Source organism: Haloactinopolyspora alba (genome assembly GCF_003014555.1).
GTDB lineage: Bacteria > Actinomycetota > Actinomycetes > Jiangellales > Jiangellaceae > Haloactinopolyspora > Haloactinopolyspora alba.
The window spans coordinates 155,696-178,217 of record NZ_PYGE01000008.1; the positions used below are offsets into that span (position 1 = coordinate 155,696).

Annotated in this window: 20 protein-coding genes; 6 read left to right on the forward strand and 14 right to left on the reverse strand. The window is 69.1% G+C overall.

Features of this window, described 5'->3' with window-relative positions:
* Window positions 1-51 precede the first annotated feature (51 nt).
* The 9 genes from CLV30_RS12930 to CLV30_RS12970 all read right to left on the reverse strand — a co-directional run bounded on the left by CLV30_RS12930 (window position 52) and on the right by CLV30_RS12970 (window position 10,226).
* On the reverse strand, window positions 52-444 hold the full coding sequence (locus tag CLV30_RS12930; RefSeq protein WP_106537625.1) for a cytidine deaminase: 393 nt from the start codon (window positions 442-444) through the stop codon (window positions 52-54).
* Window positions 441-1,721, reverse strand: a complete 1,281-nt coding sequence (locus CLV30_RS12935; protein ID WP_106537698.1) for an ABC transporter permease — start codon at window positions 1,719-1,721, stop codon at window positions 441-443. Before CLV30_RS12935 ends, CLV30_RS12930 begins: the two co-directional genes overlap by 4 nt.
* The gene (locus tag CLV30_RS12940) at window positions 1,718-2,950 is read right to left on the reverse strand and encodes an ABC transporter permease (protein ID WP_106537626.1); all 1,233 of its coding nucleotides are present in this window, start codon (window positions 2,948-2,950) and stop codon (window positions 1,718-1,720) included. The genes CLV30_RS12935 and CLV30_RS12940 overlap by 4 nt, the downstream gene beginning before the upstream one ends.
* Window positions 2,947-4,590 carry an ABC transporter ATP-binding protein gene (locus CLV30_RS12945; RefSeq protein WP_106537627.1) on the reverse strand — a complete coding sequence of 548 codons (1,644 nt, stop codon included), beginning with the start codon at window positions 4,588-4,590 and terminating at the stop codon, window positions 2,947-2,949. Before CLV30_RS12945 ends, CLV30_RS12940 begins: the two co-directional genes overlap by 4 nt.
* Before the next feature lie 140 nt (window positions 4,591-4,730).
* On the reverse strand, window positions 4,731-5,816 hold the full coding sequence (locus CLV30_RS12950; protein WP_106537628.1) for a BMP family lipoprotein: 1,086 nt from the start codon (window positions 5,814-5,816) through the stop codon (window positions 4,731-4,733).
* 156 nt (window positions 5,817-5,972) lie between these two features.
* Window positions 5,973-7,016: a hypothetical protein gene (locus tag CLV30_RS12955; protein ID WP_170119644.1), complete on the reverse strand. Its 1,044-nt coding sequence runs from the start codon at window positions 7,014-7,016 to the stop codon at window positions 5,973-5,975.
* Window positions 7,017-7,125: 109 nt separating this feature from the next.
* Complete coding sequence (locus tag CLV30_RS12960) at window positions 7,126-7,842, reverse strand: hypothetical protein (protein ID WP_129710941.1); 717 nt, start codon at window positions 7,840-7,842, stop codon at window positions 7,126-7,128.
* An 86-nt stretch (window positions 7,843-7,928) separates the two neighbouring features.
* Window positions 7,929-9,509 (reverse strand): acyl-CoA mutase large subunit family protein, encoded by a 1,581-nt coding sequence (locus CLV30_RS12965; protein ID WP_106537631.1) that lies wholly within the window; start codon window positions 9,507-9,509, stop codon window positions 7,929-7,931.
* Between the two features lie 141 nt (window positions 9,510-9,650).
* Window positions 9,651-10,226, reverse strand: a complete 576-nt coding sequence (locus CLV30_RS12970) for a hypothetical protein (protein WP_106537632.1) — start codon at window positions 10,224-10,226, stop codon at window positions 9,651-9,653.
* A gap of 182 nt (window positions 10,227-10,408) precedes the next feature.
* On the opposite strand from CLV30_RS12970, the gene CLV30_RS12975 reads away from it, so the two are divergent.
* The 5 genes from CLV30_RS12975 to CLV30_RS12995 all read left to right on the forward strand — a co-directional run bounded on the left by CLV30_RS12975 (window position 10,409) and on the right by CLV30_RS12995 (window position 15,122).
* A complete protein-coding gene (locus tag CLV30_RS12975) occupies window positions 10,409-11,536 on the forward strand; it encodes a glycosyltransferase family 4 protein (RefSeq protein ID WP_205740688.1) in 1,128 nt (375 codons plus the stop codon).
* 202 nt (window positions 11,537-11,738) lie between these two features.
* Window positions 11,739-12,116, forward strand: a complete 378-nt coding sequence (gene sdhC, locus CLV30_RS12980; protein WP_240723240.1) for a succinate dehydrogenase, cytochrome b556 subunit — start codon at window positions 11,739-11,741, stop codon at window positions 12,114-12,116.
* 9 nt (window positions 12,117-12,125) lie between these two features.
* A complete protein-coding gene (locus CLV30_RS12985; protein ID WP_205740689.1) occupies window positions 12,126-12,581 on the forward strand; it encodes a succinate dehydrogenase hydrophobic membrane anchor subunit in 456 nt (151 codons plus the stop codon).
* Between the two features lie 28 nt (window positions 12,582-12,609).
* Window positions 12,610-14,364 (forward strand): succinate dehydrogenase flavoprotein subunit, encoded by a 1,755-nt coding sequence (sdhA, locus tag CLV30_RS12990; RefSeq protein ID WP_106537635.1) that lies wholly within the window; start codon window positions 12,610-12,612, stop codon window positions 14,362-14,364.
* Window positions 14,364-15,122 carry a succinate dehydrogenase iron-sulfur subunit gene (locus CLV30_RS12995; RefSeq protein WP_106537636.1) on the forward strand — a complete coding sequence of 253 codons (759 nt, stop codon included), beginning with the start codon at window positions 14,364-14,366 and terminating at the stop codon, window positions 15,120-15,122. Before sdhA ends, CLV30_RS12995 begins: the two co-directional genes overlap by 1 nt.
* Before the next feature lie 235 nt (window positions 15,123-15,357).
* Here CLV30_RS12995 and CLV30_RS25990 read toward each other — a convergent pair whose 3' ends face one another.
* From CLV30_RS25990 to CLV30_RS13010, 3 genes are all read right to left on the reverse strand, one after another.
* Window positions 15,358-16,299 carry a hypothetical protein gene (locus tag CLV30_RS25990; protein WP_129710942.1) on the reverse strand — a complete coding sequence of 314 codons (942 nt, stop codon included), beginning with the start codon at window positions 16,297-16,299 and terminating at the stop codon, window positions 15,358-15,360.
* Window positions 16,300-16,757: 458 nt separating this feature from the next.
* The gene (pcrA, locus tag CLV30_RS13005) at window positions 16,758-19,088 is read right to left on the reverse strand and encodes a DNA helicase PcrA (protein ID WP_106537638.1); all 2,331 of its coding nucleotides are present in this window, start codon (window positions 19,086-19,088) and stop codon (window positions 16,758-16,760) included.
* A 102-nt stretch (window positions 19,089-19,190) separates the two neighbouring features.
* Entirely contained in the window at window positions 19,191-19,547 is a 357-nt protein-coding gene (locus CLV30_RS13010; protein ID WP_106537700.1) for a hypothetical protein, read from the reverse strand.
* 77 nt (window positions 19,548-19,624) lie between these two features.
* Between CLV30_RS13010 and CLV30_RS13015 the strand changes: the two genes are divergently transcribed.
* A complete protein-coding gene (locus CLV30_RS13015) occupies window positions 19,625-20,227 on the forward strand; it encodes a GNAT family N-acetyltransferase (protein ID WP_106537639.1) in 603 nt (200 codons plus the stop codon).
* Here the strand turns inward: CLV30_RS13015 and CLV30_RS13020 are convergent.
* Both CLV30_RS13020 and CLV30_RS13025 read right to left on the reverse strand, forming a co-directional pair.
* Window positions 20,224-20,910, reverse strand: a complete 687-nt coding sequence (locus tag CLV30_RS13020; protein ID WP_106537640.1) for a response regulator — start codon at window positions 20,908-20,910, stop codon at window positions 20,224-20,226. The genes CLV30_RS13015 and CLV30_RS13020 overlap by 4 nt on opposite strands.
* Complete coding sequence (locus CLV30_RS13025) at window positions 20,907-22,481, reverse strand: ATP-binding protein (protein ID WP_106537641.1); 1,575 nt, start codon at window positions 22,479-22,481, stop codon at window positions 20,907-20,909. Before CLV30_RS13025 ends, CLV30_RS13020 begins: the two co-directional genes overlap by 4 nt.
* Window positions 22,482-22,522: the final 41 nt, after the last annotated feature.

A 22,522-nucleotide genomic window follows, 5' to 3' on the forward strand; every position in this document is an offset into this window, starting at 1 on the left:
GGTGACGCAGGGAATTCCATGGTCAACGTGATCATTCCACGGCGGCGACGGTCAGGAGGTGAGATCGTCGGGGCCGAACGCCTGGGGCAGGACCTCGTCCATGGTGAGCACACCGTGCGGAGTCTCGACCAGCAGCGTCGGCCCGCCGTGTTCCCACAACAGCTGCCGGCAGCGGCCGCACGGCATGACCACCCGGCGCTCGGCGCCGCCGACACAGGTGAACGCCACGAGCCGCCCACCACCACCGGCCACCAGCGACGACACCAGCCCGCACTCGGCGCACAGCGTCACCCCGTAGGACGCGTTCTCCACGTTGCAGCCGGTCACCACGCGCCTGTCGTCGACGAGCGCCGCAGCTCCGACCGGGAACGACGAGTACGGAACGTACGCGTGCGCAGCCGCCTCGGTGGCAGCCGCGCGCAGCGCATCCCAGTCGACGGTCATGACTTCACGTACGGCCGTCCGTCGGCGGCCGGAGCCCGCACCCGGCCCACCAGCCCGGCGACCGCGAAGATCGTCAGCACGTAGGGCAGCATCAGCATGAACTCGCCCGGGATGGGCGTGCCGATGATGCCGAGCACGCTCTGCAGGTTGTTCGCAAACCCGAACAGCAGGGCCGCGCCGAGCGCACCGATGGGGTTCCACCGGCCGAAGATCATCGCCGCCAACGCGATGAACCCCTGTCCTGCTGACATGTCCTGACTGAACGAACCGACGTTGCCGAGCGTGAAGAACGCACCGCCGAACCCGGCCACCATGCCGCCCAGCAGCACGTTACGGAAACGCGTCCGATTGACGTCGATCCCCAGGGTGTCGGCCGCCTCGGGGTGCTCGCCGACGGAACGCACCCGCAGCCCCCAGCGGCTGCGGAACAACGACACCTGGATGCCGATCACCGTGATGTACATGATGTACACGATGACCGTCTGGTTGAACATGACCGGGCCGAGCACCGGGATCTCACTGAGCAGCGGGATCCGCACGCGAGAAAGCGTGTCCGGGCTGTTCCATGTCGCGCTCTCGGGAGCCAGCAACTGGCTGTAGAAGAAGTTGGTCACGCCCAGCACCAGGACGTTGAGCACGACGCCGACGATGATCTGGTTGACGATGTACTTGATCGCGAACGTGGCCAGGACGAACGCCACCAGCAGACCGGCGACCACCGCGGCCACCAGCCCCGCCACGACGCTCCCGGTCAGGCTGGCCACCACCGCGGAGAGGAACGCGCCGGCCAGTAGTTGACCCTCGATGGCGATGTTGATGACCCCGGAACGCTCGCAGAGCAGGCCGGACATCGCCCCGAACACCAGCGGCACCGATAGCGCCAGCGCGCCTTGCAGCAAGCTCGTGAGCGAGATCTGCTCGCCGGCGACGGCCCACACCAGGAACGCCAGCACGAACGCGACGCCGAACATCACCGTCAACGACAACGGAACCTGTTGCCCGCGCCGCACCAGTGCGATCGCATACACCGCGATGGCCAGGCACAACGCGCTCAAAGCCAACGCCACCGGACGGGACGACAGCGCCAGTGGCTCGATCTGCCACGCGTCTGCCGAGGTGGAGACGCGGAACGTGCTGGTGCGGCCGGAGTCGCCGAGCAGTCCGAAGAACACGAACGCCACCAGGGCGAACACCACGAGCACGATCGGTGTCTTCCACCCGGGGCGAACCACGGTCTGCCGGCTCTCGTCCGGCGCGGCCTGGACTGTCTGGCTCACGAACCCCACCCCATCGACCGCGCGCCGACTCCGCCGGTGTCACGTACCCGGACCCGGAAGACTGTTCTGACCAGTGGTGGCGCCGCGATGAACAGCACGATCAGCGACTGGATCACCAGGATGATGTCGACCGACGTCCCGGTGCTCGCCTGCATGGTCACCGCACCGGCCCGTAGCGCCCCGAACAACAGGCCCGCCGCCACGGTCCCCCACGGGTTCGCCCGCCCGAGCAGCGCGACGGTGATCGCGTCGAATCCGATGCCCGAGGAGATGCCCGACGTGAGGTAGCGCTCGGTGCCGAGCACCTGCGCCACACCGGCCAGCCCGGCCAGCGCACCGGCGAGCACCATCACCAGGATGTACGCGCGGGCGACGGACATCCCCGCGGTGCGGGCCGCGTGCGGATTGGCGCCGACCGCGCGGAACTCGAATCCGACGGTGCTGCGCGACAACAGCCACCACACTCCGGCGGCAGCCGCGAAGACCAGGATGAACCCGAGGTGCAGCCGGGAACTGTCGAAGAAGGTCGGCAGCACGGCGCTGTCGTGCACTTGTGGGCTCACCGGGTTCGAGGCACCGGCGCGCTGGAACACGGAGGTGGTGAGCAGGTAGGCGATGAGGAACCGCGCGATGTAGTTCAACATGATCGTCACAATGACCTCGTGTGCACCGGTACGTGCCTTGAGGAAACCGACGATGCCTCCCCACAACGCGCCGCCGAGCATGCCGGCGGCCACACCGAGGACGAGGTGGATGCCGACCGGCAGGTCCATGCCGAACCCGACGTACCCGGCGAAAATGGCGCCGAGGATGATCTGCCCCTCGCCACCGATGTTGAACAGGCCGGCCCGGAACGCCAACGCGAAACCGAGCCCGGCGGCGATCAGCGGTGTCGCGTTGGTCAGCGTCTCGCCCAACGGCAGCAGCGCCCGTCCCACGGTGTACTCGCTGAAGTCGATGATCGACCCGGTGAACAGTGCCGAATAGGCGCCGCCGACGGCATCGCCGATCGCCGAGAACGTGTCGCTGGGCCGGTCGGTGAAGTAGCCCACCGAGTCCTGCACCTCGGGGTCGGACACCGCGATCAGGATCGCCCCGATGATCAACGCCAGCACCACCGACAGGAACGTGACCATGACGCTGCCGGTCGTCAGTTCACGGACGAAACGCTGGGTGAAGGGCTCCTCACCCTCCCGCTCGTCGGACGTTGTCTGCTGTTGCTCACTCATGAGGTCTCTCCACCCCGGCCACCGTCCTCACCGGCGGTCGCGTCGCTCGCGCGCCCGCCGTCCGTCCGCCCCACCGGCAGGTCGAGCGAGTCCGAATGCTCGACCTGGGTGGGGTGCGCCGACGCGACGGCCCCGGCCTCGTCCGCGGAGACGCCGGCCATCATCAAGCCGAGGACGTCCCGGTCGGTGTCGCCGGGCACGATCCCGACGACGCCGCCGCGATACATCACGACGATGCGGTCCGCGAGGGCGCTGATCTCGTCCAGCTCGGTCGACACGATGAGTACCGGGACCCCGCGGTCGCGCTCTTCGACGATGCGCTTGTGCACGAACTCGATCGAGCCGACGTCGAGTCCGCGCGTCGGCTGGGCCGCGATCAACAGCTCGAGCGGACGGGACATCTCCCGCGCCACCACGACCTTCTGCTGGTTTCCGCCGGACAGGGTCCCCGCGGGGGCCCTGACGCTCGAGGTGCGGATGTCGAACTCGGCGACCTGTCGTTCGGCGTTGCGGGCGACCTCCGAACCGTTGAGTGACAGTCCGCGGGCATACGGCCGGCGCCGGTACAGATCGAGCACGAGGTTCTCTGCCACGGAGAAGCCGGCCACCAGGCCGTCGACCGTGCGGTCCTCGGGAATGAAGCCCACCCCCGCGCGCAGGACTTGGTCGACACTGCGCCCGACGAGCTCTTGCCCGGCCAACCGGGCCGATCCGGTGACGTGCTCCTCCAGCCCGAGGATCGACTCCACGAGCTCGGTCTGTCCGTTGCCCTGCACCCCGGCGACAGCCACGATCTCGCCGGCGCGGACGTCGAACGAGACGTGGTCGACGGTGATGTTGGCTTGATCGTCGGCGACCGTCAGGCCGGACACGACGAACGACGCCGCGCCGGGCTCGGCCGGTTCCTTGTCCACGGTCAGGCTGACCGCGCGGCCCACCATCATGGACGCCAGCTCCGCCTCGGTCGCGTCCGGCTGTGCCTCGCCGACGACCGCCCCGCGACGGATGACCGTGATGCGATCGGCGATCGCGCGTACCTCACGCAGCTTGTGCGTGATGAAGACGATCGATGTGCCGTCGGCCTTGAGCTGGCGCATGATGGCCATCAGCTCGTCCGTCTCCTGCGGAGTCAGAACGGCCGTCGGCTCGTCCAGGATCAGCACGTCGGCGCGCCGGACGAGGGCCTTGATGATCTCGACTCGCTGTTGCACCCCGACCGGAAGGTCCTCGACGGTGGCGTCCGGCTCGACGTGGAACCCGTAGCGCTCGGAGATCTCGGTGACGTCGCGCCGGGCCGCCGCCATGTCGAGCAGCCCCCCGCGCCCGACGTGTTCTTGGCCGAGCATCACGTTCTCGGCGACGGTGAAGACCGGTACCAGCATGAAGTGCTGGTGGACCATGCCGATTCCTGCCGCCATCGCCTCACCCGGCCCGTCGAAGACGACCTCCGTGTCGTCGACGGTGATCTTGCCGTCGTCCGGCTGGTACAGGCCGTACAGCACGTTCATCAACGTGCTCTTCCCGGCGCCGTTCTCGCCGAGCAAGCAGTGGATCTCTCCGGGTTCAACCGTCAGATCGATGTGATCGTTGGCCACCAGCGGGCCGAATCGCTTGGTGATTCCCCGCAGCTCCAGCTTCAATCGACCGACCGCCTTCCTTGTGGTGCGAACTCCCGGTTCGCGGCATGTGCGGCTGGTGCCGTCAGTACCTCGCGCGACCGCGCCCCGACCGGCCGACGTGACCTGCTGCCGCGTCGGCCGGTCGGGGCGGGTGCGATCACCTAGAAGGCCGCAGGCGACTCGACGACCAGGTCACCGGAGATGATCTGCTCGCGGATCTGGTCGATCTCGTCCTTGGTCTCCTGTGAGATCTCGTCCTCGAACTCGTGGAACGGGGCCAGCCCGACACCGCCGTTCTCGAGCGTGCCGACGTACGGCTCGTTGCTGAAGTTGCCGTTCACCGTTTCTTCGACCGCAGCCTTGACGGCGTTGTCCATGCCCTTGAGCACGCTGGTCAGGATGACGTCCTTGAACTCGGGCGCGGACTCGAACCCATCGGAGTCGGCCCAGATCACGGCGACGTCGCCGGCCTGCTGCGCGGCGGTGGCGGCGTTGGCGGCCAGCGGCCCGGCCACCGGGTGCAGCACGTCGGCGCCCTGGCTGATCAGGTTGTCGCTGATCTGCTTCGCCAGCCCGGTGTTCTCGAAGTCGCCGACGAACTGGCCCTCCTGCGACTCCTTGTCCCAGCCGAGCACCTGCACGTTGGTGCCCTTCTGCTGGTTGTGGTACTGCACGCCGTCGTAGAAGCCGTCCATGAAGATGGTGACGGTGGGGAACTTGGCGCCACCCCAGGTGCCGACCTTGCCGGTCTTCGTGTACGCCGCGGCGGCGTAGCCGGCGAGGAACGCCGCCTCGTGCGTGTTGAACACGAGCGGCTTGACGTTGTCGATCTCGTAGACCTCGCTGTTCGCGTCCTTGTACTGGTAGTCGACGATCGCGAACTTCTCGTCCGGGTTGGCGTTCGCCGCCTGCTCGGTGGCCGCAGCCAACGCGAACCCCACGGTGACGATGATCGAGCAGTCCTGCTGCACCATCTCGCGCACGTTCGGTTCGTAGTCGGCCTCCGACTGCGACTCGGCGAAGCTCACCTCGCTGATGATGCCTTCTTCTTCGGCCTGCTGGAGTCCCTTGTACGAAGTCTCGTTGAAGGACTTGTCGTTGATGCCGCCCTCGTCCGAGACCATGCACCCCGTGGCGGCACTACCGGTGGCGCTGTCGCTGCCTTCGTCCTCTGGTGCCTCGCCACACGAGGCGGCGAACAGGGCCACCGCTCCGGCCACGGCGACGGAACGCGCTGCTGTCTTCACAAGTCCTCCATGCCCCCGAGACGTTCTCAGTATCGCCGCAGGATATCTGCGAATCTCAAGGACTGAACACCAGCACCACGCCCGCAACCGAGATGTGACCTACTCGCCGTCGAACCGCCGCCTCACGACCGGTCGAACAAGGTTTTGCCGTGCTGGTCAGCGCGCGCCCTGCACCAACGTCTGCACCTCGGCGACCGGAACGTTCACCGTCGTGGAGCGCTGCAGCGGGTCCAGCTCGCCGCCGACGGACTCGCCGTCGCCGGTCTCGCCCTCCCAGGTGGCGTTCCACTGCGTCGACGCCTCGACCGGGTACCCGTCGGGGAAGCCGACGGACGCGCGCGGGAACGAGACGGTGCAACCTGCGGCGTCGGACGAGCCGGGTGACCATTCGCGCAGCGCCACCTCGGGCGGACACTGCTGCGACCCACCCGGGTACGCCACGGACAGTCCGCCGGTCTCCGCGGTGACCTCGGCCCAGACACCCGTCCCGAGGACTTCGGCGCGGATGGTCCGGGTGCCCTCGGCCCCGCCGACCATCTCCGGGTCGGTCACCCAGAACCATGTCGGAATGTTCACGAAAGTGGCACCGACGGGACCACTGCCGTCGATCTTCGGGTTGCGCTCCACATCCGGCTCGTCGATGACCATCAGCTCACGCGCCTCGATCGCCAGCGTCTCCGGATCGACCGCGGGCTCCGGCGGCTCGCCGGCAACGAACGGCGCGTAAATCTGAGCGACCTCGTCACCGCGCTGTGGCGGGACGTCATGCACTTCTGGCGAACACGGCTTCACGTCTTTCGAGTTCGACGAGATTTGGTACCAGGTGATGTCCTCGCCTGCCTTCTCCCGCTTGATGGCGTCCTTGAACACCTGGGTGTCCGGGAACGCCAGCCTGCCCGAGGCGGCGTGACCGGAGAGATGCGGCAGAATGTCCTTGAACCACTCGTACACTGACTTCGGATCTGTCGCGTCGACCGGCGGATCTGCGACGTTACTCGGGATCGGCTCCCACCAGCACACCGGCGGCAACGAGACCTCGATGGTGCCGCCCGTCCCCGGCGCACCGTCGCCGCTGATCGTGACCTCGACGCCGACCTCGTAGCCGTTGCCGGTGCCCTCACCTCCGGTCCCGTCGTCGCGAGCCCCAGCCGGCAGCGGCGCGGCGACCGCCGCCGCGAGCGCGGCGGCCGACACAGACACGGCGATTCGGGCACTGCGGTGCATAACGGGACACCCATCCTTGATCGAGTCGCGCGCCGAGTTCGACGCTGAAAATAGCATCCGATATTGCGGACCGTCAGCCCCTTGTTCACGAACAGGACGCGTCGTCCTTCTCCTCCGAGTTCGACGCGAGCCAGTCGCCGTCCTTGCGGACCATCGTCAGCAGTTGCCGCTCGACCTCGTCGAGCTCCTCCGCCGCACCCGCGTTGTATTCCACCCAGTCGGTCATGGTGATGCAGATGTCCACTTCTGCGGTGTCGCCGTCGACCGAGACGTCCATCAGATCGATCGCGGTGGGTTCGCCCACGGTGACCCGGGCCCGCAACGGGGACTTCCGCCCGTAGCTCAGCAGCCCTTGCAACTGTTCACCGGTCGCGGTCTCACGGATCCTGGAGCGTTCCACGCCGGCGCCGAACAGCACCGCGTCCCAGCTGGCCATGAACTCCCCGGCGGCGTCGAGCACGGCCTTCTCCGCGGCCGTCGCGTCGTCGGGCACCTCGATCGGCAACTGCTCCGGCAGCTCGATGACGCTCGGCTCGCCGGGAACGAACGGCTGCGTGAACGACGGGTTCGGCTCCGTGGGTTCGGCAGGTTCCCCCGACCCCGTCGGTTCCCCAGGTTCGCCCGATGCGCCCGACGCCGCACCGGACGTCGGCTCATCCGACGCCGGCGGTGTCCCGGACGCGCCGCTCCCGTCCGACGTCTCCGCGGACAGCCCCGCAGGCTGGTCCGGCTCGGAGCAGCCTGCGACGACGGCACACACCGCGACGACGGCGCACACGTGCCCCAGTACACGTCTTTTCATGCAACGGCCCTCGCACCCGACACGACGTCTTCACACATGTCTTCCGACAGATTGGGGCACATCCTAGGGGCGACGAGCGGCCCGGATCACACCCCCGTCGGCGGCGTGTACACACCCCAGACGTCACGCAGCGCCGTGCACACCTCGCCCACCGTCGCGCGCGCGGCCAGCGCGTCGCGCATCGGATACAGCACGTTGTCCGTTCCCGACGCGGCCGCGCGCAGGGCATCCAAAGAGCGCTCGACGGCGTCGGAGTCGCGCCCGGAGCGCAGCGCCGCGAGCCGGTCGGTCTGGCCTCGCTCGATGGCGGGGTCCACCCGCAGCGGCTCGTAGGGCTCGTCGCCGTCGTCGGTGTACGCGTTGACGCCGACGACCGTGCGCTCGCCGGTGTCGATCTCTGTCGCGACGGCGTAGGCGGACTTCTCGATCTCGGTCTTCTGGAAGCCGCGTTCGATGCCGGCGACGGCGCCGCCCATCTCCTCCACCCGGTCCATCAGCTGCCGGATCGCGCCCTCGATCTCGTCGGTGAGCGACTCGACGGCGTACGACCCGGCGAACGGATCGACCGTCCTGGCCACGTCGGTCTCGTACGCCAGCACCTGCTGGGTCCGCAACGCCAGCCGTGCCGCCTTCTCCGTGGGCAGCGCGATGGCCTCGTCGTAGGAGTTCGTGTGCAGCGACTGGGTGCCGCCGAGCACGGCGGACAGTGCCTGCACCGCGACCCGCACCATGTTGACCTCGGGCTGCTGCGCGGTGAGTTGGACGCCCGCGGTCTGGGTGTGGAACCGCAGCATCTGCGACTTCGGGTCGGCCGCGCCGAACTCCTCGCGCATGACCTGCGCCCAGATCCGTCGCGCCGCCCGGAACTTGGCGACCTCTTCCAGCAACGTCGTCCGTGCGACGAAGAAGAACGACAGCCGCGGTGCGAACTCGTCGACGGCGAGCCCGGCGGACAACGCGGCTCGCACGTACTCGCGCGCGTTGGCCAGCGTGAACGCGACCTCCTGCGCAGGCGTCGCCCCCGCCTCGGCCATGTGGTAACCGGAGATGGAGATGGTGTTCCAGCGCGGCAGCTCAGCCCGGCAGTAGCCGAAGATGTCGCTGGTCAGCCGCAGCGACTCCGCGGGCGGATAGATGTAGGTCCCGCGCGCGACGTACTCCTTGAGCACGTCGTTCTGCACGGTCCCGGTCAGCTGGTCACCACGGACCCCCTGTTCGGCGCCGACCAGCTGGTACAGCAGCAACAGGAGCGCGGCGGGGGCGTTGATCGTCATCGACGTGGACACGTCCGACAGCGGGATGCCGTCGAACAGCCGCTCCATGTCGTCCAGCGAGTCGATGGCCACGCCCACCTTGCCGACCTCGCCGGAGGCCACCGTGGCGTCGGAGTCGAACCCCATCTGCGTCGGCAGGTCGAACGCGACGGACAGCCCACCGGTGCCGGCCTGGACGAGCTGGTGGTAGCGGCGATTGGACTCCTCGGCGGTGCCGAAGCCGGCGTACTGGCGCATCGTCCACGGCCTGCCGGTGTACATCGTCGGGTAGACACCGCGAGTGAACGGATACCCGCCCGGTTCGCCCAGCCGCTCGTCCTCGGGCCGGCCCGACCGGTGCTGCGGCCCGTACACGGGCTCGATGGGCAGCCCGGACTCCGTTCGGCTGGTCACGCGGAACCTCCTCGTCCTCGCTGCGGCCGCGTCGCCGAGAGCGCTGTGAGCGCGCCTGATCGGACGAGCGTGCCACCACGGTAGTGACTCACCGGTACCGCCGGGTGGTGACCAGGCAGGTGACTTTGTCCACACCCGGCGCTAGCCGAGCGGATGGACCGTCGTCTCCTGATCGGCCTGGACCACCAGGAACCGCTCGCCGCGGCCGACGCGCCTGCCCAGGGGCAACCGCTGCTTGCCCGGACCCAGCGGGCCGGTGAACGCCTCGAGGCGATGGACGCGGTACATCGGGTCCAGCCGGTACAGCGTGACGTCGAGGTTCGCCGCGCGGCGCAGGATGAGCACGATGCTGTTGTCGCCACGCTCGTAGGCCGCCGCGCCGACGATGCGGTTGTCCCGGTCCGGGGTGCCCACGGCCTCGCGCACCTGCGCCACCATCAGCTCCGGGATCGGGGCCAGCCCTTCGACCACCTTGAGCCGGGGGTTCTGCGCGCGCAGCGCGGTGACGATGCGGTCGCGCTTGGACCCGGTGAACGTCCGGCCGAGCGCCAGGACGTCGACGGACGCGCCGTCGATGCCGGTGGTGGCCCGGTCGACGTCGGTCTCCTCCCGGACGACCATGCCGACAGCGCGCAATGCCGTCCCCAGTTCGTCGAGAACCCGGACTCTCTTCCCGACGAGCAGTACCCGTGCAGGCGTTCCGATCTCCGTCGTCACCCGCTACTCCCTGTCGACACCCCGGTCACTTCGATCTTGAACGCTGCCGCCACCGGTGGGGACCGGGCATCTCTGATACTGAGACGTCGAACACCGGTGATCCACGAGCCGACGTCCGCACGTCACCCTCCATTCATGCCGGTCTCGCCACGACGCCACCGCGCCCGGCAACCGTGATGGTCATGCGGGTCGCGATCGTCACGGAGTCGTTCCTACCCCAGATCAACGGTGTCACGAACTCGGTGTGCCGCGTGGTCGAACAACTCACTCGCCGCGGGCACACGGTGCTGGTGGTGGCGCCCGGTGAGGGCGAGTCGAGCTACGCGGGCCAGCCCGTCGCACGCGTCGCCTCGTTCACCCTGCCCGGCAACGACGACAGCGTGGTCGGCCTGTCCACCCGGCGACGTGTCGCTCGGACACTGCGGGACTTCGCGCCCGACGTGGTGCACCTCGCCTCGCCGGTGTGGCTGGGCAAAGCGGGCATGAACGCGGCCGTGCGGCTCGGGCTGCCGACGGTGGCGGTGTTCCAGACCGACCTGGCCGGGTTCGCCCGCGGCTACCGACTGTGGCGCTCCATCGGTGACGACGCCATCTGGTCGTGGCTGCGGCGCATCCACGACCAGGCCGACGTCACGCTCGCACCCTCCACCGACACCGCCCGGCGGCTGGTCGAGCACGGCTTCCCACGGGTACGACGCTGGGGCCGCGGCGTCGATCTGGAGCGGTTCCATCCGGCGTACCGCGACGACGAGCTCCGTCGTGAGCTCGCGCCCGCAGGCGAGGCGCTGGTCGGCTACGTCGGACGGCTCGCCCCGGAGAAACGGGTCGGTGCGCTGACCGCGCTGCGTGACATGCCCGGCGCAGGGCTCGTCGTCGTCGGCGGCGGCCCCAGCGAGCCGGAGCTGCGCGCCGAACTGCCCGACGCCGCGTTCCTGGGCTTCCGGACCGGCGCGGACCTGTCCCGTGCCTACGCGAGCCTGGACGTCTTCGTGCACACAGGGCCGGCCGAGACGTTCTGCCAGGCCGTGCAGGAGGCGCTGTCGTCCGGCGTCCCGGTGGTGGCTCCGGACACGGGCGGGCCGGTCGACCTGGTCGACCACGGCACGTCCGGTTATCTCGTCGACCCGGACGACCCGGACGCATTGCGCACCGCCGTCGAGCGGATCACGTCGGACGCCCCACTACGCCGCGACATGGCGGCCGCGGCCCGCGGCTCGGTGCACCGCCGTTCCTGGGAAGCCACCTGCGACGAGCTGCTCGGCCACTACGACACCGCGATCGCCCAGCACGGCCAACTCGCCGCAGCGTGAGCGCAGAGTGAGGTCACCCTCAGTGACCGATGTCACCGCCCTCTCACCCGGCTGAACTGCCTATTCGTGACATCCACCACGGAGCTCTGCCGACGCCGTCAGTACGATGAACGCCGGCCGGGCAAGCATGCGCCGGCCGGCCCGGCTGGCCGCGCACCGCGTCCGCACCGGGCCGACATCGAGATCGGAAGGCAAGGCGAGAGTGCCCAAGGCACCGGCAGGCACGCTCTACCGCGGCCGTGAAGGCATGTGGTCGTGGGTGGCCCACAGGGTCACCGGGGTGGGCATCTTCTTCTTCCTGTTCGCGCACGTGCTCGACACCGCCCTGGTCCGGGTGTCGCCGGAGGCGTACAACGAGGTCATCGGCACGTACAAGAACCCGATCGTGGGCGTCATGGAGGTCGGCCTGGTCGGCGCCGTGCTGTTCCACGCGCTCAACGGGCTGCGGATCGTCCTGATCGACTTCTGGTCCGAGGGCCCGCGGCACCAGCGCCGGATGCTCGTCGGCGTCGGCGCGCTGTGGGTGGCGCTCATGGCGCCGTTCGTCGTCCGCCACCTCTCTCACGTGTTCGGGGGCTGATCCGCGCTCATGGCGATGCCGACCACTCCGTCCGTCCCGGCCCCCCGCACCCCGCGACGGCTGCGCGGGCGCACCAACACCGAGCTGTACGCGTGGATGTTCATGCGCGTGTCGGGCGTGCTGCTCGTCGTGCTGATCTTCGGGCACCTGTTCGTCAACCTGATGGTCGGCGACGGGATCAACGCTCTCGACTTCGCGTTCGTCGCCGGGAAGTGGGCCAGCCCGTTCTGGCAGATCTGGGACCTGATGATGCTGTGGCTGGCGATGATCCACGGCACCAACGGGCTGCGCACGATCATCAACGACTACGCCGAACGAGACCAGCTGCGGTTCTGGCTCAAGGTCGGGCTGTACACCGCCACGACCGTCACCATCGTGCTGGGCACCCTGGTGATCTTCACGTTCGACCCGTGCCCGCCGGACGCGGCCGCCGAGCTGCTGCCGTCGTTCTGCCCGGCTCCCTAGCCGCACTCGCTCCAAGGAAGGCTCGACCATGCAGACGCACCAGTACGACGTGGTGATCGTGGGTGCCGGCGGCGCCGGGATGCGCGCCGCCCTCGAATCGGGGAAACGCGTCCGTACGGCCGTGCTCACCAAGCTCTACCCCACCCGCTCGCACACCGGCGCGGCCCAGGGCGGCATGTGCGCCGCGCTGTCCAACGTCGAGGACGACAACTGGGAATGGCACACCTTCGACACCGTCAAGGGTGGTGACTTCCTCGTCGACCAGGACGCCGCCGAGGTGATGGCGAAGGAGGCCATCGACGCCGTCCTGGATCTCGAGAAGATGGGGCTGCCGTTCAACCGCACCCCGGACGGGATGATCGACCAGCGCCGGTTCGGCGGGCACACCCGCAAGCACGGTGAGGCGGCCGTCCGGCGGTCGTGCTACGCGGCCGACCGCACCGGGCACATGATCCTGCAGACGCTCTACCAGCAGTGCATCAAGCACGAGGTGTCGTTCTTCAACGAGTACTACGTGCTCGACCTGCTGTTCAACGAGGTCGACGGGGTCCGCCGCACCGCCGGCGTGGTCGCCTACGACCTCGCCACCGGCGAGACGCACGTCTTCCGCGCGAAGGCGGTGGTGTTCGCCACCGGCGGCGCCGGGAAGGTCTACAAGACCACGTCGAACGCTCACACGCTGACCGGCGACGGCATGGCCATCGCCTACCGGCGCGGGCTGCCGCTGGAGGACCTCGAGTTCTTCCAGTTCCACCCGACCGGTCTGGCCGGGCTCGGCATCCTGCTGTCCGAGGCCGCCCGCGGCGAGGGCGCCGTTCTGCGCAACGCGGCCGGCGAGAGATTCATGGAGACGTACGCGCCGACCCTGAAGGACCTGGCCCCACGCGACGTCGTCGCCCGGGCGATGGCCAACGAGGTCCGGCAGGGCCGCGGCGCCGGGCCGAACAGGGACTACGTGCTGCTCGACCTCACCCACCTCGAGCCGGCCCACATCGACGCGAAGCTCCCGGACATCACCGAGTTCGCCCGCACCTACCTGGGCGTGGAACCGTACACCGAGCCGGTGCCCGTCTTCCCGACGGCCCACTACGCGATGGGCGGGATGCCGACGACGGTGGACGCCGAGGTGCTGGCGGACAACGACCACGTGCTGCCCGGGCTGTACGCCGCGGGCGAGGTCGCCTGCGTCAGCGTGCACGGAGCCAACCGCCTGGGCACGAACTCGCTGCTGGACATCAACGTGTTCGGCCGGCGCGCCGGTATCGCCGCGGCGAAGTTCGTCGAACGCGCGCCCTGGGTGGAGCTGCCGGAATCGCCCGAGGCCGACACCGTCGCGCTGCTCGAGGGGATCCGCGAGCGTGAGAGCGGCGAGCGGGTCGCGGCGCTGCGGCGTGCGCTGCAGGAGACCATGGACGCCAACGCGCAGGTCTTCCGCTCCGAGGCGACGCTGAAGCAGGCGCTCGCCGACATCCACGCCCTGCGTGAGCGCTACGCGAACGTGTCCGTGCAGGACAAGGGCCGGCGGTTCAACACCGACCTGCTCGAGGCGGTGGAGCTGGGGTTCCTGCTCGAACTGGCCGAGGTGATCGTCACCGGCGCCCTGGAGCGCAAGGAGTCGCGCGGCGGGCACTTCCGCGAGGACTACCAGAATCGCGACGACGTCAACTACATGCGCCACACGATGGCCTACCGCACCGAGTCCTCCGACGGCGACGCCACGGTCCGATTGGACTTCAAGCCCGTCGTCGTCACCCGCTACCAGCCGATGGAGCGTAAGTTCTGATGGCGACCGCCACTGTCGAGCAAGCACCCGCCGCGGCCGACGCGGTGCCGTCGTTCCAGGTCACGATGCGGCTGCGCCGGTTCAACCCGGAGCAGGACACCGAGGCGCGCTGGGAAGACCACACCCTGACCATGTACGGCACCGACCGGGTGCTCGACGCGCTGCACAAGATCAAGTGGGAGATCGACGGGTCGCTGACGTTCCGGCGCTCGTGTGCGCACGGCATCTGCGGCTCGGACGCGATGCGGATCAACGGCCGGAACCGGCTGGCGTGCAAGACGCTGCTGAAGGACCTGCCGCTGGACAAGCCCGTCACCGTCGAGCCGATCAAGGGCCTGGCGGTGCTCAAGGACTTCGTGGTCGACATGGAGCCGTTCTTCGAGGCATACCGCTCGATCATGCCGTTCCTCGTCACCTCGGGGAACGATCCGTCGCGCGAGCGCCGCCAGTCGCCCGAGGACCGCGCCCGCTACGACGACACCACGAAGTGCATCATGTGCGCCGCCTGCACCTCGTCCTGCCCGGTGTACTGGACCGACGGCCAGTACTTCGGACCGCAGGCGATCGTCGGTGCGCACCGGTTCATCTTCGACTCCCGTGACGAGGGCGCCGAGCAGCGCCTCGAGATCCTCAACGACCGCGACGGCGTCTGGCGCTGCCGCACGACGTTCAACTGCACCGACGCCTGCCCCCGCGGCATCGAGGTCACCAAGGCGATCCAGGAGGTCAAACGCGCCCTCCTGTTCCGCCGCGGCTGACCGCCAACCCCTTCTCGGTCACCTGATCGTCGTTTTTTCACCTGATCATCACGGGTGCGGCGATCAGGTGACCGAGACAGCAGCCCTACGGGCGCGGCGCGTCACCTGATCATGTCCATATGGTGGGCGGAAAACGATCAGGTGACTGACCGGCGCCGGGAGACGCTCTCATGTCACCTGATCGTTTGGGAATGCCAACTCGCAGCTCGTGGATCAACCGTGAGAGTCGACGCCATCACGTCCGTGAGGGACCAGGCCATCCCCGCGCCATCAGCGCCCGCGTCAACGTCGTGCCCACGGACACTGACCGGTGACGGACCGCGTACGACGTGAAGCGCAGCAAGGTCCTGGAGCCCATGGCTATCTCGTTGGCACGGTCCAGATCAGCGTCCCAGAGTTCCACGCTCATGTGCGGCCGACCGTCGATCTCGGCCGCGAGTTCGAACTCGGCCCAATCGGCATCGAGATAACGGCGGCCGTCAGGGTGACGGAGCACACGTTGGCACGTCGGCTCGGGAAGATCGAATCGCCGGACGATGACGTCGAAGTCCCGTTCCGGCACGGACGCAAGGCCACCCTCGGCGTCCACGATAGCCTCGCTGATCAGGGCATGACGTCGACACGGTCCTCGCCGCGAAAGTGCCTCTTGCAGCCCAGCGGGCGTGACCAGCCTTTGCTGTACGCCCGCCAGAATGACAGCCCGAGTCATCCGCTCGGGGTCGTACCACGAGGCGGCATCCACCAGGCTCCTTGGTAGCCGCGTCCGGCGCGGCACCTTGAGCGGGTGGACGTCTTCCGACCACAAGATGCGCGAATAGTGAACTTCGACGCCTGACATCCTGGACCGGCGTGTGCCGCAAGGCTGCGTCACATGGATGACGGGTGATGTGAATCCGACCAGGCCGTCGAGTTCCGCCGCTGTCAAGCCCGACAGCGCCGAGCGCGGTGGGGATGCCTTCAGTGCCGCAAGTTGGCGTTGTTCCTGGTCGAGCGGCCCGTTGTGTGTCACGACGACGTCGCGACCAAGTTGCTGCCACCGGCCCGCGTTCAGCTCACGACGCACGAGAGGCACGATGTCCGGCGGGATCTCCCGACGGTGCAGAACACCTGCGTTCTCCTGGATCAGTCGCGAGAGGTGCTCGTGTGTGTGAACGGCGCTGTTGGCCCGGCTGGTCATGTCTGCCAGGTTCCGGAGGGAGGACGGTCGGCCGCTAGGTCCGCAGGCGGATCTGTGGATCGATCGCCTACCTCGACTTGCTTGTGGACGGCCGTCGGTATGACAAACGAACCGGGTCGAATCTTGATCAGGTGACAAATGACCGCCCGTGGGTCGCGGGATGTCACCTGATCATTTGCCATCCGTATGCCGGACATGATCAGGTGACATCCCGCTCGAGGTCTTCCCGGTCGCGGCAAACTTGCGTCACCTGATCGTCCGCTCACCGTCGATCAGGTGCACAAATGACGATCAGGTGACCTGAATGGCGAGTCACCCGGGCGCAGGTGTGCGCCCGAAGAACTCCACGATCAACCACCGAGGCAGAGGCAGGGCGCCCAGGGAGACCCCAGGGCCGGGACGGAGGCCCAGGGCCGGGACGGAGGCCTCGGGAGACTCGCGGGCTCCGGGACGGGCTCTCAGATCTTCTCGACGGGGGCGTAGCGCAGGAGCAGGGTCTTCAACCCGGACTCGCCGAAGTCGACCGTCGCCTGGGTCTGCTCACCACTGCCCGACGTGGCGATGACCGTGCCCAGGCCGAACGTGTCGTGGTTGACCTTGTCGCCGGTGGACAGGGCCGGCACCTCACGGGTCTGCCCGCCGCCGGCCGGACGGCGGCGGGGCGGGGGCGGCGTCCGCCATTTCGTCTGGTCGGCCTCGGTACGCTGCCACTCGACCAGCTCTTCGGGGATCTCGGGCAGGAACCGCGACGCCGGGTTGTGGCTCGGGGCGCCGAACGCGCTGCGCATGAGCGCGCGGGTGAGGTAGAGCCGCTCTTGTGCCCGGGTGATGCCGACGTAGGCCAGCCGGCGCTCCTCCTCCAGGTCGTGCGCGTCACCGCCGAGCGAGCGCTGATGCGGGAAGACGCCGTCCTCCATGCCGGCGAGGAACACCACCGGGAACTCCAGGCCCTTGGCGGTGTGCAGCGTCATCAGCGTGACGACGCCCTCGTGGTCGTCGCCCTCGGGAATCTCGTCGGCGTCGGCGACCAGGCTGACCTGTTCGAGGAACCCGGTCAGTGTCCGCTCGGCCTCTTCGCCGGCCTCGTACTCGCCGGCGACGGCGACCAGCTCGCGGATGTTGTCGACGCGGGTCTCGTCCTGCGGGTCGTCGGACTCGGACAGCTCGGTGAGATAGCCGGAGCGGTCCAGCGCCGCCTCGAGGATCTCGGCGGGCCCGGACTCGTTCTCGACCATGGACCGCAGGTCGTCGATGATCGCGACGAACGCCTCGATGGCCTTGACCGAACGCGCGGCGATGCCGGGAGCGTCGGCGGCCCGCCGTAACGCCTGCCAGAAGCTGATGCCGTCGCGCTGCGCCAGCGCCTCGACCGTCGCCTCCGCCCGGTCGCCGATGCCCCGCTTGGGCACGTTCAGGATGCGGCGCAGCGAGACGGTGTCGTCGGGGTTGGCCAGGAACCGCAGGTAGGCCAGCGCGTCGCGCACCTCGCGCCGCTCGTAGAAGCGGGTGCCGCCGACGACGCGGTACGGCAGCCCCACGCGGACGAAGATCTCTTCCAGCACACGCGACTGCGCGTTGGTGCGGTAGAAGACCGCCATGTCGCCGGGCTTGGCGAGGTCCTCGTCGTTCAGCCGGTCGATCTCGTCGGCGATGAACTGCGCCTCGGCGTGCTCGTCGTCGGCGACGTAACCGACGATCTTCGCGCCGGAGCCGCCCTCGCTCCACAGTCGCTTGGGCTTGCGGCCGGCGTTGCGGGAGATGACGGCGTTGGCCGCCGACAGGATGGTCTGGGTGGACCGGTAGTTCTGCTCGAGCAGGATGGTCGTGGCGTCCGGATAGTCGGACTCGAACTGCAGGATGTTGCGGATGGTCGCGCCACGGAAGGCGTAGATGGACTGGTCCGCGTCGCCCACCACGCACAGCTCCGCGGGCTCGACGGCGGCGGCGCCCGCGCCCGCGTCGCCGTCCCCCGATGACGGCACGGAGGCGTCGGCGGTCTTGCCGACGAGCTCGCGGATCAGCACGTACTGGGCGTGGTTGGTGTCCTGGTACTCGTCGACGAGGACGTGCCTGAACCGCCGCCGGTAGTTCTCGGCGACCTCGGGGAACGCCTGCAGGAGGTGAACCGTGGTCATGATGAGGTCGTCGAAGTCGAACGCGTTGGCCTCGGTCAGCCGGCGCTGGTACAGCTCGTACGCCTCGGCGAGCATCTTCGCCTTGTGCGACTCGGCCTGCGCCTTTGCCGTCTCGTAGTCGATCAGTTCGTTCTTGAAGTTGCTGACGGCGAAGCTGAACTGACGCGGCGGGTACTGCCGCGGGTCGAGGTCCAGCTCGCGGCAGACGAGGGTCATGAGCCGCTGGGAATCCGCCTGGTCGTAGATGGAGAACGACGACGTGTAACCGAACCGCTTCGCCTCACTGCGGAGGATGCGCACGCATGCGGAGTGGAACGTGGACACCCACATCGCCCGCGCCCGCCGGCCCACCAGTTCGGCGACCCGTTCCTTCATCTCGCCGGCGGCCTTGTTGGTGAACGTGATGGCGAGCACGGCCCCCGGATGCACGTCCCGCTGGCCCAGCAGGTAGGCGATACGCCTGGTGAGCACGCGGGTCTTGCCGGAACCGGCACCGGCGACGATGAGCAGCGGACCGCCCTCGTGGATCACCGCCTGCCGCTGCTGCGGGTTGAGACCGTCGAGGTACGACTCCGCACCGTCCGCGGGGCGTTTCGCCGCGTCGCCGGAGGCCGCGGACGTGGGCAGGCTGAGGTCGTCGGAAAGTGCGCTCATCGCGCACCAAGCCTATGCCTCCACACCGACAGCGTCAGGCCGGACAGCGTCCGCACGCCGCACCCGGCACGGACGGCCCGCAGCACCCGCCGGCGAGCACGCTCAGCCCCAGAACACGGCAACGACGACGTTGGCCAGCGTCAGTGCGAACACGGTGGCGTACAGCGCGCCGGCCACGGTGTCCTTGCGGCGGTTCACCCAGCACAGGACCGTGACGACCAGCGCGATCGCGAGCTTCACCCCGATCTTCGCGTGGTTGACGTCGATGTCCAGCGAACCGACCGCGTCGCCCATCCCGGCCATCGCGACACCGGTGACGAGCTGCGTCAACGCCCCGTGCACCATGGCGGCGTTGATCGTTCTGCCGTCGCGGGCCGACATCTGTACCATGGCTCCGCCCAGGAGGCTGGCGAGGCCGACGAAGTGCAGCACCAGGACGAGGTCGTAGACGTACTCCATGATCACCTTCCACACGACGGGGTGATCACACTACTACGGACTGTCGTACACGACGATGGCGGACTATAGTCCACGACGTGAGCACCACCCGCCGCGGAGCACTGACCGACCTCGAGGCCGTCACCGCCCTGGAGACCAGCCACGACACCATCCGCTGGCTCGGCGAGACCGGTCTGGAGTGGCACCGGCGCAGCTTCGCCGACCCGGACCAGGAACATCTCCTGGTCGAGCAGGACGGCAAGCCGGTCGGTTTCGCCGTCCTGTCCGGCCTGCTGCGGCGTGACCGCGTCGTCGAGATCCGCCGGGTGGTCGTCGGCGACGACATGCGCGGGCACGGGTACGGCAGGGTGCTGATCAACGCGGCCGTCGAGCGTGCCTACAACCAGTACGGCGCGTCCAAGGTCTGGTTGGACGTGAAGACGACCAACGTCCGCGCCCGCTCGCTGTACGAGTCCGAGTCGTTCGTCGCGACCCGCACCGTCCCCGGTGGAGCGATCGAGCCGGACGGCGCCGGGGGCGACCTGGTGGTCATGGTCCACCAGGCGGAGGAACCCGGCGCTCCGGACGCCGGCACGCGAGACGAAACGGCCGGCGCCGACGCACCGGCGGGCGACGCCTCGGCGGGCGACGCCTCGGCGGGCGACGCCTCGGCGGGCGACGCCTCGGTACGGCGGCCCTAGACCAGCCGCCGGTCGGCGGCCCAGCGGGTCAGCTCGTACCGGTTGGACAGCTGCAGCTTGCGCAGCACCGCCGACACGTGCGTCTCGACCGTCTTGACCGAGATGAACAGCTCCTTGGCGATCTCCTTGTAGGCGTACCCGCGCGCGATCAGCCGCAGCACCTCGCGCTCACGCTGGGTCAGCCGGTCGAGATCGTCGTCCACGCTCGGCGCCTCCGACCCGGCGAACGCGTCCAGCACGAAGCCGGCGAGCCGGGGCGAGAAAACCGCGTCACCGTCGGCGACCCGGCCGATGGCCGCGACGAGGTCGTCTCCGGTGATCGACTTGGTGACGTACCCCCGTGCGCCCGCCCGGATGGTGCCGATGACGTCCTCGGCCGCGTCCGAGACCGACAGCGCGAGGAAGCGCACGTCCGGCGCCGCCGCATGGACCTGGCGGATGACCTCCGCACCGCCGCCGCCCGGCAGGTGCACGTCCAGCAGCACGACCTCCGGGCGCTGCTCGGTCACGACGGTGACCGCCCCAGCGGTGTCCTCCGCCTCGCCCACGACGGTCACCGCGTCCGCGGACTGCGCGAGCTCCGCTCGCACGCCGGTGCGGAACATGGCGTGGTCGTCGACGAGGACGACCGACACCGGACCGGACCGACCGGACCCTTGCTCCTCTGGTGGTGTCTCACTCACGAGCTACTCCTCGTCGACAGTCTGACTTCGGTTCCTTCTCCGGGGGCGGAGCGGAAGGTGGCTTCGCCCCCGTGCCGCTGCATCCGGTCGATGATCGAGCGTCGCACACCCATACGGTCGTCGGGGATGGAGTCCGGGTCGAACCCGGCGCCCCGGTCACGCACGAACAGCTCCACGCCGTCCTCGCCCGCCTCGACGAAGATGTCGACCTTGTCCGCGCCGGAGTGCTTGGCAGCGTTCACCGTGGCCTCGCGAGCCGCTTTCAGGATGGCCCTGGCGGCGTCGTCGATCTCGGCGTCGCCCACGGTGACGACCTCCACCGGCACACCGAAGGCGTCCTCGACCTCGGCGGCCGTCTTGGTGAGCGCCGCCGCCAGCGACGATCCGTCGTCCACGAGGTCACTGTAGAGCCAGGACCGCAGGTCACGCTCCTGGCTACGGGCCAGGCGCACGACCGCGCGCGGGTCGTGCGCCTGCTTCTGGATCAGCGCCAGCGTCTGCAGCACCGAATCGTGCAGGTGCGAGGCCATGTCGGCGCGTTCCTGCGACACGATGCGCGCGCGCCGCTCGGACTCGAGGTTGCGCCACATCCGCCACAGCCACGGCCCGGTGATCAGTCCGATGCCGACCAGCACGACGATGAACCCGCCGAGCGCGTCGACCGTCGCGTCGAGCTGGCCCTGGCCGACCAGGAACACCACCACGCCGGCCACGACGACGCTGACGCCGGCGAGAATGCGCATGGCCGCGAGCCAGCCGCCGCCCCCGGTGACGGCCGCGAGCCACGGCACCGACGGCGACAGGACGGACAACCGCTGGCGCTCCTGCTCGTCGGCGGTGCGCCACACCATCGTCAGCCCGGCGGCGGCCAGCAGCAACGGGAAGAAGAGCCCGGGGCTGATACCGAGCGGCGTCTGCTGGACGAGCAGCCAGACCCCGCCGCCCAGCAGCACCAGCGCGGCCAGCTGTCCGAGGTCACCGGTGCGCTGGGCCAGCCGGCCACGCCGGCGCTTGCCCGACCTGGTGGCCGCGGCGACTCCGGCGGGCGAGGCGTCGTCGGCCTCGCGCTGGACGGTCTGGTCCAGCGGAGTGAAGATCCACAACGCGAGATAGAGGACGATGCCGAACCCGGACACGGCGCTCAGCAGGCTGAACATGATGCGGACGGTCAGCGGCTGGACCTTCAGCTGGGCGGCCAGGCCGACCGCCACGCCCGCGACCATCCGTCCGTCCGAGCGGCGCGCGAATGTCGGCGGCGCCGCCGGGTCCTCGTGGTGCGTCCCGGCCTGTCCGCGTCCGTCACCGCGGGCCGTTCGGTGCGCTCTCGCGTCGGACCCGGGCACGGTGTAGGGGTTGCCGGACTCCGGAGACTCGTCGTGGACGCCGGTCCCGTCCGGACGGGACGGATCCCCCGCCGTGCGGTCGCCGCCGGTGCCGTCCTCCGCGGTGCGCTCACCAGCGACGCCGTCCCCCGCCGCGCGCTCGCCGTCGTCGCGTCCGTCGCTCCCGGACCCGCGCAGGACCCGGCCTGCCCACCGGCGGGCAAGCCGAGGCGTCGGAACCGGGCTCATGCCCTCGATACTCACACGCGCGGACGCCCGGTGCCATGAGG

Coding starts and splice junctions, on each gene's coding strand:
- CLV30_RS12940 (WP_106537626.1), bottom strand. CDS start 2,950: ATGAGTGAGCAACAGCAGACAACGTCCGACGAGCGGGAGGGTGAGGAG.
- CLV30_RS12975 (WP_205740688.1), top strand. CDS start 10,409: ATGCGGGTCGCGATCGTCACGGAGTCGTTCCTACCCCAGATCAACGGT.
- pcrA (WP_106537638.1), bottom strand. CDS start 19,088: ATGAGCGCACTTTCCGACGACCTCAGCCTGCCCACGTCCGCGGCCTCC.
- CLV30_RS12960 (WP_129710941.1), bottom strand. CDS start 7,842: ATGAAAAGACGTGTACTGGGGCACGTGTGCGCCGTCGTCGCGGTGTGT.
- sdhA (WP_106537635.1), top strand. CDS start 12,610: ATGCAGACGCACCAGTACGACGTGGTGATCGTGGGTGCCGGCGGCGCC.
- CLV30_RS12985 (WP_205740689.1), top strand. CDS start 12,126: ATGGCGATGCCGACCACTCCGTCCGTCCCGGCCCCCCGCACCCCGCGA.
- CLV30_RS12995 (WP_106537636.1), top strand. CDS start 14,364: ATGGCGACCGCCACTGTCGAGCAAGCACCCGCCGCGGCCGACGCGGTG.
- CLV30_RS13025 (WP_106537641.1), bottom strand. CDS start 22,481: ATGAGCCCGGTTCCGACGCCTCGGCTTGCCCGCCGGTGGGCAGGCCGG.
- CLV30_RS25990 (WP_129710942.1), bottom strand. CDS start 16,299: ATGACCAGCCGGGCCAACAGCGCCGTTCACACACACGAGCACCTCTCG.
- CLV30_RS12930 (WP_106537625.1), bottom strand. CDS start 444: ATGACCGTCGACTGGGATGCGCTGCGCGCGGCTGCCACCGAGGCGGCT.
- CLV30_RS13010 (WP_106537700.1), bottom strand. CDS start 19,547: ATGGAGTACGTCTACGACCTCGTCCTGGTGCTGCACTTCGTCGGCCTC.